Below are 15,821 nucleotides of genomic sequence, written 5' to 3'. Positions count from 1 at the left end.
TGTACTTCGAGTCTGGGGGCGGGGTGGTCAAAGGCGCCCTGGGCTTGAAGGTGTTCCTGCGAGTTCTGAGGCGCGGTGGTCAAAGGCGCCCTGGGCTTGAAGGCGTTCTTGCGAGTTCTGAGGCGCGGTGGTCAAAGACGCCCTGGGCTTGAAGGCGTTCTTGCGAGTTCTGAGGCGCGGTGGTCAAAGGCGCCCTGGGCTTGAAGGCGTTCTTGCGAGTTCTGAGGCGCGGTGGTCAAAGACGCCCTGGGCTTGAAGGCGTTCTTGCGAGTTCTGAGGCGCGGTGATCAAAGGCGCCCTGGGCTTGAAGGTGTTATTGCGAGTTCTGAGGCGCGGTGGTCAAAGACGCCCTGGGCTTGAAGGCGTTCTTGCGAGTTCTGAGGCGCGGTGATCAAAGGCGCCCTGGGCTTGAAGGTGTTATTGCGAGTTAAAGGGCGCGGTGGTTACTGGCGTTCAGGGCTTCTACGTGTTCTTTCAAGTGCCGGCGCAACAGTGTCAAGGCGTCAGGGCTCGTCGTGCTCTCCGAGTCTGGGGGCACGATGATCAAGATTCAGACGGCTGTTACTGAACCGGATCGGTGTGCGTACACCGGGAATGCCATCCGGTTCGATCTGCATTCCCCGTGCCTTGAACTGAGGGTCGGCAAAGACATCAGCCACGCTGTTGATCGGACCTGCGGGAACCACGGAGTCCTCCAGTGCCTGCAATAATGCATCTCTGGTCCACATTGAAGTGCGGGCACTCAGCACTTCCTCAAGCGAAACACGGTTCATGACCCGGGCCGCATTGGTGGCGTAGCGCTCATCGCTGGTCAGTTCATCGAGTTCAAGCAAGGAGCACAGGCGAGCGAATTGTCCATCGTTGCCCACGGCAATGATCAGGTGGCCGTCGCTGACAGGAAAGGTCTGATAAGGCGCAATGTTCGGGTGACGATTGCCCATGCGGGTGGGTGATTTGCCGCTGGCCAGAAAATTCATGGACTGGTTGGCCAATACGGCCGTCATGCAATCGAACAGCGACAGGTCGATGTGCTGGCCCTGGCCATTGGACTGGCGTTGCAGAAGAGCCGCCTGAATGGCAATGACACCATAGAGCCCGGTGAAGATATCGGCAAAGGCGACACCGATCTTCTGCGGCTGGCCATCGGGTTCGCCGGTCAGATCCATGATGCCGCTCATGCCCTGGATCATGAAATCGTAGCCTGCCCGGCTGGCATAGGGCCCGGTCTGACCAAAGCCTGTCACCGAGCAATAGATCAGGGCCGGATGCCGTTTACACAGTGTTTCTGCGTCCAGACCGTATTGCTCGAGACCACCCACCTTGAAATTCTCGACGACCACATCGGCCTCGGCAATCAGCTCCAGAACGCGCTGCTGGCCGGCCTCGGTCTTCAGATCGACCACAATGGATTGCTTGCCGCGATTGCAGGCATGGAAATAGGCAGCGCTGCGTTCACCGTCGATGTCGATCCAGGGAGGTCCCCATTGCCGCGTATCGTCTCCCATCGGGCTTTCCACCTTGATGACTTCGGCACCCAGGTCAGACAGGGTTTGTCCGATCCAGGGGCCGGCAAGGATTCGCGCCAGCTCCAGCACCTTTATTCCAGTCAATGGGGCTTCGTTCATGAGGCAGTGCTACTCGCTTTGTTGGATGGAACGGCTCTGTACGCTTCGAATCTGCAACAGGCCGGGCAAGGCAGATTCTAGACGGTTGGCACTTCCCCGGCACCGTGGTTGGCACCGGGAATCAGCTGATCGGCCGATGCCCAGGGCGTTTCACTGAAAGGGCGACTTTCGATCTGCTCGACGCTGCGAGTCTCACCCGAGACTTGCAGAATGCAGTGTGAGCAGTTTGACAGGGTCGGCAGTTCGTGCAGGACGTTCAGGTCGACATTGGCGTAGTGCGCCAGAATGGTTTTCATTATCGCGCCATGGCTGACAACCAGCAGATTCGCCTCTTCAGGCAAATGACTGTGCTCGCTGATGATCGACTCGATGGCGCTCACGCCGCGTAGCTGGACTACCTGTGAAGTCTCGGCGCCTTCCACTTCGAACAAGGGCGAGGCGATGCGGTGCAGCTCGACCATTTCCGGGTGAGCGCTTTCGATATCGGCCCACATGTGGCCCTGCCATATGCCCAGTCGCACTTCTCGCAGATCATCCCGGTAGACGACTTCATCCTCGCGTTCACCGAGAATCAGTGCTGTGGTCTGTCGGGTGCGCACACTGCTGCTGGAATACACCGCACTGAGCGGCATGTCCCTGAAATCCGCCCCTCTGTCGGTAGCCTGTTGTCGGCCGATGTCATCCAGCTCGGATTCCAGCTGACCCTGAATCCGTCGAATTGCGTTCCAACTGGTCTGGCCGTGACGGACGATGTGTATTCGCATGGTGGTAGTGACGAACAGTCAAAGTGAGCGGGCAGATAGGGTAACGTATAGTGCAAGAGTCTGTATGGAGCGTCAGGAGATGTGGCAACAATCGGCAGAACGGCAACTGGGTGTCGTGTTGCGCAGCTGGTGGCAATTGGGTGGCGGAGATTTTGCCCAGAGCTGGAGAGCCGAGGTTGTTGGTGGAGATTCCACGACGTTGCGTACGGGCGATCATGTCTTCATCAAGACTCACGCCAACCCGCCTCCACGGCATTTTTCGACAGAGGCAAGGGGCCTGTCCTGGCTTGCTGACGCCGGTCCGGTTGCCGTGCCTGCGGTGCTGGGTGTCAGTGATGACCCGCCCTGGCTGGCCTTGCAATGGGTGGAGGAGGGGTCTCCTGTGGAGGTGACGGAGCAGTGTCTGGGTGTGGCTCTGGCTCAATTGCATCGAGTACCGTGTCCACTGTTCGGCCGGGAAGACGAACGCAGCACTGGCAGCCTGGGCTTGCCGAATTCGCCCTGTCAGTCATGGGCGGAATTCTATGCAACGCAGCGCCTGTTGCCACTGGCGGCCATTGCGGCTGAGAGACAGGCCCTGTCCGCCAGGACTCTGCGTCGCATCGAGCAACTGGCCGAGCGACTGGACGAGCATGAGGATGATGCCGTGCAGGCATCTCGCCTGCATGGCGATCTGTGGGCGGGAAACCGATTGGTGGATATCGAGGGGAACAGCTGGTTGATCGACCCGGCCTGCCACGGCGGGCACCGGGAATTCGACCTGGCCATGATGCGATTGTTCGGTGGCTTTGGTGATGCCTGTTTCGCGGCCTACCAGGAAAGCTGGCCATTGGCAGCAGGCTGGCAAGAGCGTATCGCTCTACACCAGCTTGCCCCCCTCATCGTTCACGCCATCAAGTTCGGCAGTGCCTATGTCGGCCCGACCGAAGCCGCATTGGACCAGTATCTGGGCTGACCGGGTCTGGTACCGCCCGAGTAACGTTTCAGCCGGCCTTTTCGTCCTGCGCCAGTGCATCGAGGATTCTGACCCAGCTGCGGATTCCCTTGTGGAAGCTCTTCAGAGAATATTTTTCATTGGGGGAATGGATGGCATCGTCGTCCAGCATGAAGCCGATGAGTAGGCTGTCCATGTCCAGTATCTTCTTGATATGACCCACTACCGGAATGGAGCCGCCACAACCGGCATAGACGGCTTCCTTCTGCCACTCCCGTGTCAGGGCTTGCTGGGCCTGCCTGAACGCAGGAGCCTCTACCGGCATCACGGTGGCGGGAGAGCCGTCCTTGCTCAGATAGGATGCGGTGCAATCCGGTGGCAGACGGTCTTCGATGTGCTTGTACAGTGCCTGCTGGATACTGACCGGGTCCTGATTGCCGACAAGACGGAAGCTGACCTTGGCCATGGCCCTGGAGGGCAGCACTGTCTTGAATCCTTCACCGGAATAGCCGCCGGCTATACCGTTCACATCGCAGGTGGGGCGTGCCCATATCTGCTCCAGTACCGAGTAGTCCGCTTCGCCGGCAGGCTTTGACAGTCCGACGGATTCGAGAAAGCCTGCATCGTCATGCTGCAGGGATGCCCATTGGGCGCGTACGTCTTCAGGGAGCTCGGGCACACCCTCATAGAAACCTGGCAGGGTGATGCGGCCCTCATCATCGTGCAGGTCGGCCAGTATGCGAGTCAGCACGCGAATCGGATTGATGGCCGGGCCTCCGTACATGCCGGAATGCAGGTCCAGCGACGGTCCCGTGATGGTGATTTCCTCGCCGACCATGCCGCGCAGCATGGTCGAGATCGTGGGTGTTTCGCTGTCCCACATGCCGGTGTCACAAACCAGGGCCAGGTCGGCCTTGAGCTCGTCGTTGTGCTTCTGCATGAAAGGTATCAGCGATGGCGAACCACTTTCCTCTTCGCCTTCGAAAAACAGGCTGACACGGGTGGGCAATGAACCGGTGACCTGCTTCCAGGCTCGGCAAGCCTCCACGAACGTCATCAATTGACCCTTGTCATCGGCAGCTCCGCGGGCGCGAATGACCTTTCCCTTGTCCGTCTCCTCGACGGCCGGCTCGAACGGCGGCCGGTGCCACAGCTCCAGAGGATCCACGGGTTGCACATCATAATGACCGTAGAAGAGCAGGTGCGGACCCTGCTCACTGGCGCCGGCCTGATGTCCGACGACCATCGGGTGGCCCGGTGTGTCATGTCGCTGAGTCTCGAACCCGATGCTGCTCAGATCCTCCACCAGCCAGTCGGCCGCCTTTCGACAGGAATCCCGATAGGCCGGGTCCGTCGAGATGCTGTCAATTCGCAGCAACTCGAACAACCGCTCCAACGCCCCCGGCAACCCCTCATCCACCTGCCGCAATACTCGCTCTACATCACTCATCGGGTCGGACCACGCTATGTCGTTGATTATCAGTAAGAATCATGCGGATTCCCGGTGCTATCACACCTTGAATCAGCCTTTTGACATGGAATTATGGCATTCAAAGACCAAATCTCCAGCCAATGACGTTGACGCTGCACGAAAGTGAGGTGCGTTTCTTTCGCTCTACTGGTGTCAGATGCTTCCTTGATCGACTGTTTTCGGGTTGAAAAACGGCTCGTCTAGAGTTATGAACAGGTACTTTTTACTCGTTAGTGTTTTAATATCAAGTGTTTATGGTGGTCCGACCCGGGGGGGGATGTGATTTGTTATGAGGTGGGGGCAGTGCCGAGGCGCGATGAGGGGTGGTTGCGGCGGTGGCGTGAGAGTCTGCAGGTGGTGGACACGGTCATGGTGCCGCCTCGCGATGCGGCCACATTCGAGGTGCCTGCGGGCCACGGCTTTCGCATACACAGTGTTGAAGGGCCGCAGGTGGGTGATCTCAATCTGTGGAATGCGGACGACCTGACAGAGCGATTCTTCAGTGGCAAGACGCGTCAGCTGCATGCCACCCATGTGACTCGTGGTGATCGTCTGTGGTCTTCCATGCCCGGCATCCGTGCCATGGCGACGATTACGCACGATACTCTGGAGTGGTATGGATGGGACGAGGAGGGAGGAGGTGTGCATGATGTGATCGGCACACGTTGTGATCCCTACACCAACCGTCTGTTGAAGGGTGTTGATTATCATCACTGCTGTCATTCGAATCTGACTCGCGCCATGGCACGCAAGCTGGGTCGACCTGTCGCGGAGGTGGAGCCGCTGATCCACGATGTGCTGAACGTGTTCATGTGCACCGGATTCACACTGGACACTCACCAGTACTTCATGAAGGCAAGCCCGGTTCGACCTGGTGACTATCTTGAATGTCTGGCTGACATCAATCTGCTGGGTGCCCTGTCAGCCTGCCCTGGCGGTGATTGCGGCAGCAGCCATTCGGATGATGAAACCCCCTGTTATCCGCTGAAGGTGGACATCCTTGCCCCCTCGAAGGAGATACTGGCAAGCTTCGAACCTGAACCGGCCAATGCCTATGATCGAAGTCACGGCATACCGGTTACGTAGCCTTGAATCGGCCCTTGCCGGTGAAGCGGAAGAGTCGCCGGTCTGTGGGGTCACCCCTGCATATCAAGCAACTGGAGCACATGCCAGGCCAGCGCTGAATTGCTGCTGATGACCGGTATGCCCAGTCGCTGGCTGGCCTCCTCGATCAGGCCGTGCGTTCGAAGATTGGTGCATGAGGCAACGATTGCATCGGGTCTGCCGTCACGCGCAAGCATGTCCAGAGAATGCATGAGAGAAGAGCGGGCGATGCGTGCAACCCGATCGTCGCGCGATTCGTTGAACGAGGCCACGCTGACCAGCTGCCGTTCGGGCGTTTGCAGGGCATCGATGAGTGCCCGGGAAACTTCCGGCACATAGGGCGTCAGCAAGGCCGGCCGACAGACCTGCAGGACATCGAGCTGCGCCTTGATGGCACTCAGGGGGTTGCTCACGGCAACCCCGGGAAACACGCCACGCACGGCGTCACTGACGGCCTGCTCGCCGATGACGGTCGTCGCCGAGGTGCAACCGTAGACGATGACCCTGAATGGTGTGGTCGAGGGCAACAGCGCAACACTGGCGGGCAATGCCTGTTTCATCTGTTGCAGGCTGTCATTGCTGATGTCCACGCTGTTGGGGATGCGACTGTGAAACAGTCGGATGGAATCAGGCAACCAGAGCCGCAGCTCATGTTCCATGGTTTCGTCGGTCTGCAAGACGACAAGTCCGACGGCTGGCAGATGTTCGGAGTCCTCGTCAATCTCGAAGGGCAACACCTGAATATCGATCATCGCTTACTCCCCGGTCCAGTCAATCAAGGGTATGTCTCTGGGCGCCCTGGTAGACAGCAGTTCATAGCCGCTATCGGTGACCAGCAGGTTTTCCTCATGCACCATGACCTTGCCATCAGCATAACGGTATCCCGGTTCGAGTGTCATTACCATGCCGGGTAGCAGGGGGCTGTGGTCGAACGGGGTTATGGAGGGAGTTTCGGTCAATTGCATGCCGAGGCCGTGTCCGAGTCGGCCCACACCGGAGTCGGACTTGTCTTTCTGGTCTGGAGAAAGAATGGATTGCATGGCGTCGTAGACACTGGCGCAGCTTGCATGACCTGCAGCAATGCAGGCCAGACCTGCCTCGGTGGCATCCCAGGTTCTCTGGTGCGCAGCAGCACTTGCCGGGTCGACATGGCCTATGGCGAAGTTGCGATCGAAATCGGCATGATAGCCATCGAAAATACAGCCAGTATCCAGAATCAATACATCTCCGGCCCCGATCGCACGATCCCCGGGCGGCGAGATGATGTCTTCATAGCCACCGGTACCTGCCGCTCCCACCAGATAGGGCACGTCATCGGCCCCCTGTTGCAGGCACAGAATTCGGAAGGCGCGAAAGACTTCCACTTCAGTCATGCCCGGACGAACAAGCTCTGGCAATAGTGCGAAACTGCGTGAGACCAGCGCGCAGACATGCCGCAGTTTCTCGATCTCGGCGGCTGACTTGATCTGCCGCACGGCCCTGAGTGACGCGGTGGCATCAACGAAACGACTTCCACCCAGAGCGGCTCTGAGGCGTTCGAAGTCGTTCAGTGGATAACGCAACTGTGTCTCTGCCGCCATCGGCAGACCGATGGTTCCTCTGCTGCCCGCCAGTTCCGTCAGGGTATCGATCAGCAGAGAGACGCCGTCGTCGCTCGGATGCGGCGATGACCAGCTGCGAATATCGCTGACCCAGGTGCGTTGCATGCAGCTCAGACCGATGCTCGGTATGACCGCCACCGGTGCGCCGGCTTGCGGTAGCAGCAGATGCCACGGTCGGGTCGGACTCTGCCAGAACTGCGTCATGAAGCCGCTCAGGTAGCGAACATCGGCTTCACTGGTCAACCATAGCAGATCGATGTCGGCCGAACGCATGTTGGCCTGTACCCGACGAGCCCGCTCTTCGAACTCACGCCTGTCGAAGCCACGAGGGGGCACTATTTGTCCGGTTAGCCGAATGGACAGGTCCGTCATCGCCTGCGGCAGGCTGTCATCGCTCATATGCTGCAGAATCTCAGGTTATGATGCAATCATGGGCCGCAGGAGGTGGTCGCTTGCCTGCGTAACACCGTAAACAGTGTCCACACGGTTGTTGCCATATATTTACAGGCAGTTGCAAGACCACGCAAGCCAGTCAACCGGGTACCCGGATGCACCTGGGACTGTAGTCGCAGAACTCGTCGTCACTGCCGTGCCAGGTCAAGGATATGTTCATGGGCCACAAGAAGACCAAAACAAGAACCATCGTCATCACCGGCTGCAGTCGCGGCCTGGGGCGCGCGCTCGTCGATGAGTTCGTGGCAGCCGGGCATACGGTGGCTGGCTGCAGCCGTTCGTCCGTGGAAATGCAGGAGCTGGCCCGAAGCTATCCCGACGGCCATGACTTTCGAGCGCTGGATGTCGCTGATGACACGGCAGTGACCGAGTGGTCTGCCGACGTGCTGCAATCGGTTGGTGTACCCGATCTGCTGATCAACAATGCCGGGATCATCAATCGCCCCCTGCCTCTGTGGGAAATTCCGGCAGAGGAGTTCCAGCAGCTGCTGGCGGTCAATGTCGCTGGCGTCCATCATGTCATCCGCGCGCTGTTGCCGCACATGATCGAAGCGGGTAGAGGGGTCATCATCAATCTCAGTAGTGGCTGGGGGCGTTCGGTCTCTACCCAGGTTGCACCGTACTGCGCCAGCAAGTGGGCCATCGAAGGTCTGACCAGGGCACTGGCGGAGGAATTGCCCGATGGCCTGGCCGCCATACCGGTCAGCCCCGGCGTCATCGATACGCAGATGCTGCGTCAGGTCTGGGGCGAACGGGCAGGTGGCTATCGCACTCCACAGCAATGGGCACGGCAGGCCGCACCCTATCTGCTGGGGCTGAATGCATCCCACAGTGGTCAGCCACTGACGGTACCGGGTTGATCCTGGCGCTCTCTGCTCAGGGGAAAGATCGGCAGTGTGTGTTAACTCGCGAACCTCGCCTCACCCGGTGGGCAGGCGTCACGTGATCGATCTGCTGACACGCTGAATGGCGTGGAATCAAGGGCCTGTCGACAGGTGCTTGAGGGCCGCTTCACGACAATGCCTTGCCCTCTGTGCCAGAACGACATTCGTGAACCATTTTTTTCGTTCAGGGCTTGGGAGTTGGACGCTTTGACAGTATCCTTGTGCGATGCAAATACAGCCCTTTCTGATTGCCGGTGTCGATGAAGTCGGACGTGGCCCGCTGGCTGGTCCCGTGGTGGCCGCCGCTGTGATTCTTGATCCTGACAACCCCATTGACGGACTGCTCGATTCCAAGATGCTGAACGAAGCCACCCGTGATCGACTCGATGTGGACATCCGCGAGCGAGCTCTGGCATTTTGCGTGGCGGAGGCCAGTGTCGAGGAAATCGATACCATCAATATCCTGCATGCCAGCATGCTGGCCATGTCGCGAGCCGTGGACGGCCTGGCCATGACGCCGAATGTGGCCCTGATTGACGGTAATCGCTGCCCCGCGCTGGATTGCCCTGCGCAGGCCATCGTCAAGGGAGACCAGCGTGTGCAGGCCATCAGTGCGGCCTCCATCATTGCCAAGGTAGCGCGTGATCGAATGATGATCCAGCTCCACGAGCAATACCCGGAATACGGTTTCGCCGGCCACAAGGGCTATCCAACGGCCAGACATCGGCAAGCCATCATCGAGCACGGAGTCACTCATCTGCATCGTCGTTCCTTCAAGCCGGTGCGTGAAGCACTGCAGGCAGCTGCAGCGTTGCAATCACAGGTGCCTGTCTGATGAGCGCTGACAGTCATGACGCCGACCCGCTGACAACCGGCACCGACATGGCAGAGGCCAGCCCGCCACCGCCGTTCGTGCACCTGAGCATTCATACCGAATTCTCGCTGGTCGACAGTACCATTCGCATCAAGCCCCTGGTCAAGCAGGTGGCGAAGAGCATGCCGGCCGCGGCCGTGACCGATCGCGTGAACATGTTCTCGCTGGTCAAGTACTATCGCGCGGCCATGGGAGCTGGTATCAAACCGGTTGCCGGTGTCGACATGACGCTGCGCGGTGCCTTGCCCGATGGCGAGACCAGCCGAGTCATCCTGCTGGTGCAGAACGACAGGGGGTACAGCAATCTGACGACTCTCGTGTCACGCGGTTACCAGGAAGGCCAGCACGGTGGCTCGCCGGTGGTGGACATCGAGTGGTTGTTCGAGGCCAATGATGGCCTGATCGCACTGTCCGGCAGCGTTGATGGTGATGTGGGTCAGGCGCTCAAGCGTGGTCATGCAGATGAAGCGCAGGTACTGGCGCAGCGCTGGAAGGCGGTTTTCGGCGATCGCTATTATCTGGAGCTGACGCGCACCGGCAAGGACTTCGAGGAAGAGTACATTGTCGGCGCCTGTGCCATCGCCATCGACAATGATATCCCGGTGGTGGCCACCAACGATGTGCGCTTTCTGGAAAAGGATGATTTCAGTTCTCACGAGGCACGTCTGTGCATCCAGTCGGGCTATGTGCTGGCCGATACGCGACGCCCGAAGCTGGTTACCGAAGAACAGTACCTGAAGTCAGCCGATCAGATGCATGCGCTGTTCGCCGATATTCCGGTGGCGCTGGCCAACTCGGTGGAAATCGCCCGCCGTTGCAATCTGACGCTGAATCTGGGCACACCGGTGCTGCCGGATTTCCCGATTCCCGACGGCATGACCGAAACGGAATTCTTCTATCAATCGGCTCAGGAAGGGCTGGAGATCCGTCTGCAGCAGTTGTATGACACGAATCGTCCGGATTTTGCCGACATTCGTGCGCCTTACGATGCCCGCCTGAAGCGCGAACTGGACGTCATCGCCGAGATGGGCTTTCCCGGTTACTTCCTGATTGTCGCCGACTTCATTCAATGGTCACGCGACAACGGCATTCCGGTGGGACCGGGTCGAGGTTCGGGTGCCGGCTCGCTGGTGGCCTATGTATTGACGATCACCGATCTGGACCCATTGCAGTATGACCTGCTGTTCGAGCGCTTTCTGAACCCGGAACGTGTCTCCATGCCGGATTTCGATATCGATTTCTGCATGGATGGCCGTGACCGGGTCATCCAGTACGTTTCGCAGAAATACGGCGCGCACCGGGTCTCGCAGATCATCACCTACGGCACCATGGCCGCCAAGGCGGTGGTGCGAGACGTAGGTCGTGTGATGAGTCACCCATATCATTTCGTCGATTCCATCGCCAAGATGGTGCCGTTCGAAGTGGGCATGACCCTCACCAAGGCCATGGCGGAATCGGAAGATCTGGCGCGCGCCTACAAGGATGACGAAGAGGTCACCTCGCTGCTGGACATGGCTCTCTCGCTGGAAGGACTGTCACGCAACTGCGGCAAGCATGCCGGAGGCGTGGTCATCGCCCCGACCGCCCTGACCGACTTTGCGCCACTGTATTGCGAACCGGACGGTTCGAGTCTGGTGACGCAGTTCGACAAGGACGATGCCGAGGCGGTAGGCCTGGTGAAATTCGACTTTCTCGGCCTGCGCACACTGACCATCATCGACAATGCGGTCAAGGAGATCAACAAGCACCGGGACGAGCCGCTGAATCTGCTGGCGCTGCCACTGGACGATGCTCCGACCTACAAGCTGTTGCAGGATGCCCAGACCACGGCGGTCTTCCAGCTGGAATCCGCGGGCATGAAACGTCTGATCGAACGTCTGCGACCTGACAACTTCGAAGACATCATCGCTCTGGTGGCCCTGTATCGTCCGGGGCCTCTGCAGTCAGGCATGGTGGATGACTTCATCGACCGCAAGCATGGTCGAAAGAAGATGGCCTGGCCGCACGAGGACTATCAGCTCGAAGCGCTGCGGCCCACTCTGGAACCTACCTATGGGGTCATCCTGTATCAGGAGCAGGTCATGGGGATTGCCCAGGTCATGGCGAAGTTCTCGCTCGGTACCGCCGATATCCTGCGGCGCGCCATGGGCAAGAAGAAGCCCGAGGAGATGGCCAAGCAGCGAGCGGTCTTTCTCGAAGGCTGCAAGGGCAATGGCATCGATCCCGAACTGGCGGGCAATATCTTCGATCTGGTGGAGAAGTTTGCCGGATACGGATTCAACAAATCGCACTCGGCGGCCTATGCCTTGCTGTCCTATCAGACAGCCTGGCTCAAGTGCCATCACCCGGCAGCCTTCATGTCGGCAGTCATGTCGGCGGATATGGACAACACCGAAAAGGTGGTTGGCCTGATCGACGAGTGCAATGTCATGGGACTGACCGTGCAGCCGCCGGATATCAATCGCTCGGCGGTGCGCTTCTCGGTTGTCGATGAAAAGACGGTGCTGTATGGGCTGGGGGCCATCAAGGGCGTCGGTGAATCAGCGCTGGCCAATGTACTTGAAGCGCGCGATGCCTCGGGCGCTTTCGAGACGCTGGATGATCTGTGTCGCCGGGCGAGTCCCGGTACGGTCAACAAGCGCGTGCTGGAAGCCTTGGTCAAGGCGGGAGCCGTGGACTCACTGGGCCCGAATCGAGCCAGTCTGTGGAAGCATCTGGCCAGCGCTCTGCGTGGCGCAGACCAGTTTCACAAGAATCAGGCGGCCGGGCAGAATGACCTGTTCGGATTGGGTGAGCCGGTGGAGAGCGATGAGCCGGAACTCATGGAGACGCTGCCGGACTGGAGCGACAGGGAACGGCTGCGAGCCGAAAAGGAGACGCTGGGCCTGTACCTGAGTGGTCATCCGATCAACGAGTATCTGCCGGAACTGTCGCATTTCACCCACGGCCGGCTCAAGGCCGTCTGCGCCAAGGCGGGCAGCGCTGACAGCGGTCCATCCTTTCGCCAGCGCGGTGTGCCGGTGGTAGCGGCAGGTCTGGTCATGGCAGTGCGCCAACGTGATGGAAATCATGGCCGCATGCAGTTCATCACGCTGGATGACGGCACGGGTCGGGTCGAGATCACGCTGCGCGGTGAGCAGATCGATGCCAGCGGACACCTGGTGGTCAAGGATGAAGTGCTCATCGTTGACGGGGATGTCAGTCCGGACGAGTTCAATGGGGGTTACAAGATTCGCGCACGGGAAATCTACGATATGGGCAGTGCCCGTGCCCGCTTCGCCCGGCAGCTGCTGATCCGTCTGGATGGTCGCCTGTGCCGTGAAGGCACGCTGGATCAGATGATCAGTACCCTGTCGAATTACAAGAGCGGAACGATTCCCGTGTGGTTCAGCTATCGGAATGGCAAGGCCCAGGCGCGTATACGTGCCGGAAATCGCTGGGCCGTCACCCCGCAACTGGAGCTGATCGATCAGCTGGGACAGCTGACGGGTGAGGGGAATGTGGAGCTGGTCTATTGACGTGCCGGAATTCCGGCGCCACAGTAGTCACCAGCAGGCACGGTCAGCGTGCCTGAAATCATCAATTGTCACTATCCAGTACACTACGCACTCTGCGAGTGCAGGCAGCTCACCGGAGCGTACCGGATGCAGGCCACAGCCTCGCCGAAACCGATCCGGTAAACTAGAATCCATCTGACCACCAAAGGCGCCGTCGCTTATCCATGAATCCCAATTTTCTTGACTTCGAGCAACCGATTGCCGAGTTGGAGGCGAAGATTCGCGAACTGCAGTTCGCCACCGCCGATGCTGACATCAACATCAGCGAGGAAGTCGATACCCTCAAGAAGAAATGTGACTCGCTCACCAGCAGCATATTTTCCAAGCTGAGTTCCTGGCAGATCTTCAAGCTGGCACGCCACCCCCAGCGGCCCTATACCCGTTTCTATATCGACAACGTCTTTACCGACTTCGATGAACTGCATGGCGATCGGCTGTATGCCGATGACGCCGCGATCATCGGCGGCACTGCCAGGCTCAATGGCAAGCCGGTGGTGGTCATCGGTCACGAGAAAGGTCGGGATACCAAGGAAAAGATTCAGCGCAATTTCGGTATGCCACGTCCCGAAGGCTATCGCAAGGCCAAGCGTCTGATGGAAATGGCAGAGCGTTTTTCGCTGCCGGTCATCACCTTCATCGACACCATGGGGGCCTATCCGGGTGTCGGCGCGGAGGAGCGCGGACAGAGTGAGGCAATTGCCCGCAACCTGTTCGTCATGGCCGGGCTCAAGACACCCATCATCTGTACGGTCATCGGAGAAGGGGGATCCGGTGGAGCGCTGGCCATCGGTGTCGGCGATCGGGTCATGATGCTGCAGTATTCGGTCTACTCGGTCATCAGTCCGGAAGGCTGCGCATCCATTCTCTACAAGAGTGTCGACAAGGCTGCCGATGCTGCCGAAGCCATGGGCATCACGTCGGAGCGACTGCTGGAACTGAATCTGGTGGATCGTGTGATTCCCGAACCGCTCGGTGGCGCTCATCGCGACCCTCAGCAGATGGCTGCCAACATGCAGGCCGCGCTGATCGAGGAGTTGGCCATTCTCTCCGGTCTGCCCATGGATACCTTGTTGTCGAATCGCCAGGAGAAGCTGCGCGCCTACGGACAGTTCCGGGAAAACGCGTGAATCCTGCCGCGGCCGTTGCCCATTACGTAGCGCAACAGCCCCAGGCAACGCAGTATTGCGTTGCCTACAGCGGCGGTATGGATTCGCATGTCCTGCTGTTGCTGATGGCTCAACTGCGCGATCACGGTCGTGTAACGGCGGTACGGGCGCTGCATGTCGATCATGGACTGCAGGCTGCCAGTGCAGGCTGGGGCGAGCATGCCCGGACAATCTGCCGCGACTTGAACATTGCGCTGGAATCAAGGCAGGCCGATTTCGGGCCGACGGAGATGGCGGGCGATGATGGACCCGAAGCGGCAGCTCGCAAGGCGCGCTACGCTGCCTTCTCCCAGGTGCTGCGTCCGGGTGAGCACCTGCTGCTGGCTCAGCATGCCGAAGACCAGGCCGAGACCTTCCTGCTGCAGGCCCTGCGTGGCAGTGGTCCCGATGGCCTGGCCAGTATTCCACGCAAGCGGCGGTTCGCCCAGGGTTACATGGGACGCCCCCTGCTGGTCTGCTCGCAGGAATCGCTGCAGGATGTCGCGCGCCAGCATGGTCTGCACTGGATCGAGGATCCGTCCAATCTGGACCATCGTTTCGATCGCAATTACCTGCGTCACCAGGTCATGCCACTGCTCAAGGCGCGTTGGCCGGCAGCTACCGAAACGCTGAGTCGGGCAGCCCTGCGCAGTGCCGCTGCCAGCCAGAGCCTGCTGGTCATGGCTCGCCAGGATCTCGCCTCACTGCAGATACCGGGTACCACCGAGTTGAGTATCACTGCCATTCGCGCCTTGCCACGAGAGCGCGCCTTCACCGCGCTGCGCCTGTTCATTCGCCAGCGAGGTCTGCGTATGCCACGCCTGCAGGATCTGATGCAGGTAATGAGCGATCTGGTCGAGGCCCGGCCGGACTCCGCAGGGATCGTCAATGTGCGCGACTATGTCATCCGGCGTCACCGGGACAAACTCTACGTTCTGCCGCCGCAGACCCGAACGGCACCTTTCCGCTACGAATGGCAGTCACCCTTCGAGCCGCTGACCATCCGCGAAACCGGATTGACGATGACGCTGGAACTGTGTCGGGAGCAGGGGATCAAGCTACCCTCATCCGGTTCGATCACCGTCAAGAGCCGTGCCGGTGGGGAGCTTGTCAAACTGGGTGAGCCGGCATATCACAAGGCCGTCAAGAAGATCCTGCAAGAGTCTTCGGTACCTCCCTGGGTGCGTGAAACCATTCCCTTGCTGTATATCGATGGTCGTCTGGCAGCCATCTGGAACATGGCAGTGGCCGTGGATTGTCGAGCACCGCGCACCTCCACTGCAGATCGGCACGACGCATCGGCGCCCTCCCGTGATGCGATCGATATCGATGCCGATGGTCAACACCTGGACGCGGAATCCTCGGAACTGCTCTGACGCTGCCTCTTGCCATGCAAGTCGGCGCCGCTC

12 protein-coding genes are annotated in these 15,821 nt (G+C 59.6%); 7 read left to right on the top strand and 5 right to left on the bottom strand.

The window, feature by feature from the left end:
• Positions 1-503: 503 nt before the first annotated feature.
• Together ACUNV4_RS10130 and ACUNV4_RS10125 are read right to left on the bottom strand one after the other, a co-directional pair.
• Complete coding sequence (locus ACUNV4_RS10130; RefSeq protein ID WP_430878422.1) at positions 504-1,625, bottom strand: CaiB/BaiF CoA transferase family protein; 1,122 nt, start codon at positions 1,623-1,625, stop codon at positions 504-506.
• 77 nt (positions 1,626-1,702) lie between these two features.
• Complete coding sequence (locus ACUNV4_RS10125) at positions 1,703-2,389, bottom strand: histidine phosphatase family protein (protein WP_430878421.1); 687 nt, start codon at positions 2,387-2,389, stop codon at positions 1,703-1,705.
• 79 nt (positions 2,390-2,468) lie between these two features.
• Between ACUNV4_RS10125 and ACUNV4_RS10120 the strand changes: the two genes are divergently transcribed.
• A complete protein-coding gene (locus ACUNV4_RS10120; protein WP_430878420.1) occupies positions 2,469-3,344 on the top strand; it encodes a fructosamine kinase family protein in 876 nt (291 codons plus the stop codon).
• A gap of 28 nt (positions 3,345-3,372) precedes the next feature.
• Here ACUNV4_RS10120 and ACUNV4_RS10115 read toward each other — a convergent pair whose 3' ends face one another.
• On the bottom strand, positions 3,373-4,773 hold the full coding sequence (locus ACUNV4_RS10115; RefSeq protein ID WP_430878419.1) for a M20/M25/M40 family metallo-hydrolase: 1,401 nt from the start codon (positions 4,771-4,773) through the stop codon (positions 3,373-3,375).
• A gap of 324 nt (positions 4,774-5,097) precedes the next feature.
• Here ACUNV4_RS10115 and ACUNV4_RS10110 point away from each other — a divergent pair, with 324 nt between their 5' ends.
• Positions 5,098-5,880: an urea carboxylase-associated family protein gene (locus tag ACUNV4_RS10110; protein ID WP_430878418.1), complete on the top strand. Its 783-nt coding sequence runs from the start codon at positions 5,098-5,100 to the stop codon at positions 5,878-5,880.
• 50 nt (positions 5,881-5,930) lie between these two features.
• On the opposite strand, the gene ACUNV4_RS10105 is transcribed toward ACUNV4_RS10110, so the two are convergent.
• Positions 5,931-6,650: a maleate cis-trans isomerase family protein gene (locus ACUNV4_RS10105; protein ID WP_430878417.1), complete on the bottom strand. Its 720-nt coding sequence runs from the start codon at positions 6,648-6,650 to the stop codon at positions 5,931-5,933.
• A gap of 3 nt (positions 6,651-6,653) precedes the next feature.
• A complete protein-coding gene (locus ACUNV4_RS10100; protein ID WP_430878416.1) occupies positions 6,654-7,898 on the bottom strand; it encodes a M24 family metallopeptidase in 1,245 nt (414 codons plus the stop codon).
• 212 nt (positions 7,899-8,110) lie between these two features.
• On the opposite strand from ACUNV4_RS10100, the gene ACUNV4_RS10095 reads away from it, so the two are divergent.
• The 5 genes from ACUNV4_RS10095 (at position 8,111) to tilS (ending at position 15,788) form a co-directional block, all read left to right on the top strand.
• A complete protein-coding gene (locus ACUNV4_RS10095) occupies positions 8,111-8,812 on the top strand; it encodes an SDR family oxidoreductase (protein WP_430878415.1) in 702 nt (233 codons plus the stop codon).
• Between the two features lie 250 nt (positions 8,813-9,062).
• Complete coding sequence (rnhB, locus tag ACUNV4_RS10090; protein WP_430878414.1) at positions 9,063-9,671, top strand: ribonuclease HII; 609 nt, start codon at positions 9,063-9,065, stop codon at positions 9,669-9,671.
• 47 nt (positions 9,672-9,718) lie between these two features.
• On the top strand, positions 9,719-13,228 hold the full coding sequence (gene dnaE / locus ACUNV4_RS10085) for a DNA polymerase III subunit alpha (RefSeq protein WP_430878776.1): 3,510 nt from the start codon (positions 9,719-9,721) through the stop codon (positions 13,226-13,228).
• 203 nt (positions 13,229-13,431) lie between these two features.
• Positions 13,432-14,394, top strand: coding sequence for an acetyl-CoA carboxylase carboxyltransferase subunit alpha (locus ACUNV4_RS10080; RefSeq protein WP_430878413.1), 963 nt, complete (start codon positions 13,432-13,434; stop codon positions 14,392-14,394).
• Positions 14,391-15,788, top strand: coding sequence for a tRNA lysidine(34) synthetase TilS (tilS, locus tag ACUNV4_RS10075; RefSeq protein ID WP_430878412.1), 1,398 nt, complete (start codon positions 14,391-14,393; stop codon positions 15,786-15,788). The genes ACUNV4_RS10080 and tilS overlap by 4 nt, the downstream gene beginning before the upstream one ends.
• Positions 15,789-15,821 lie beyond the last annotated feature (33 nt).

This window comes from Granulosicoccus sp. 3-233 (genome assembly GCF_052681095.1).
The sequence above is the reverse complement of the archived record's forward strand: the minus strand, read 5'-3'. Positions and strand labels throughout refer to the sequence as shown.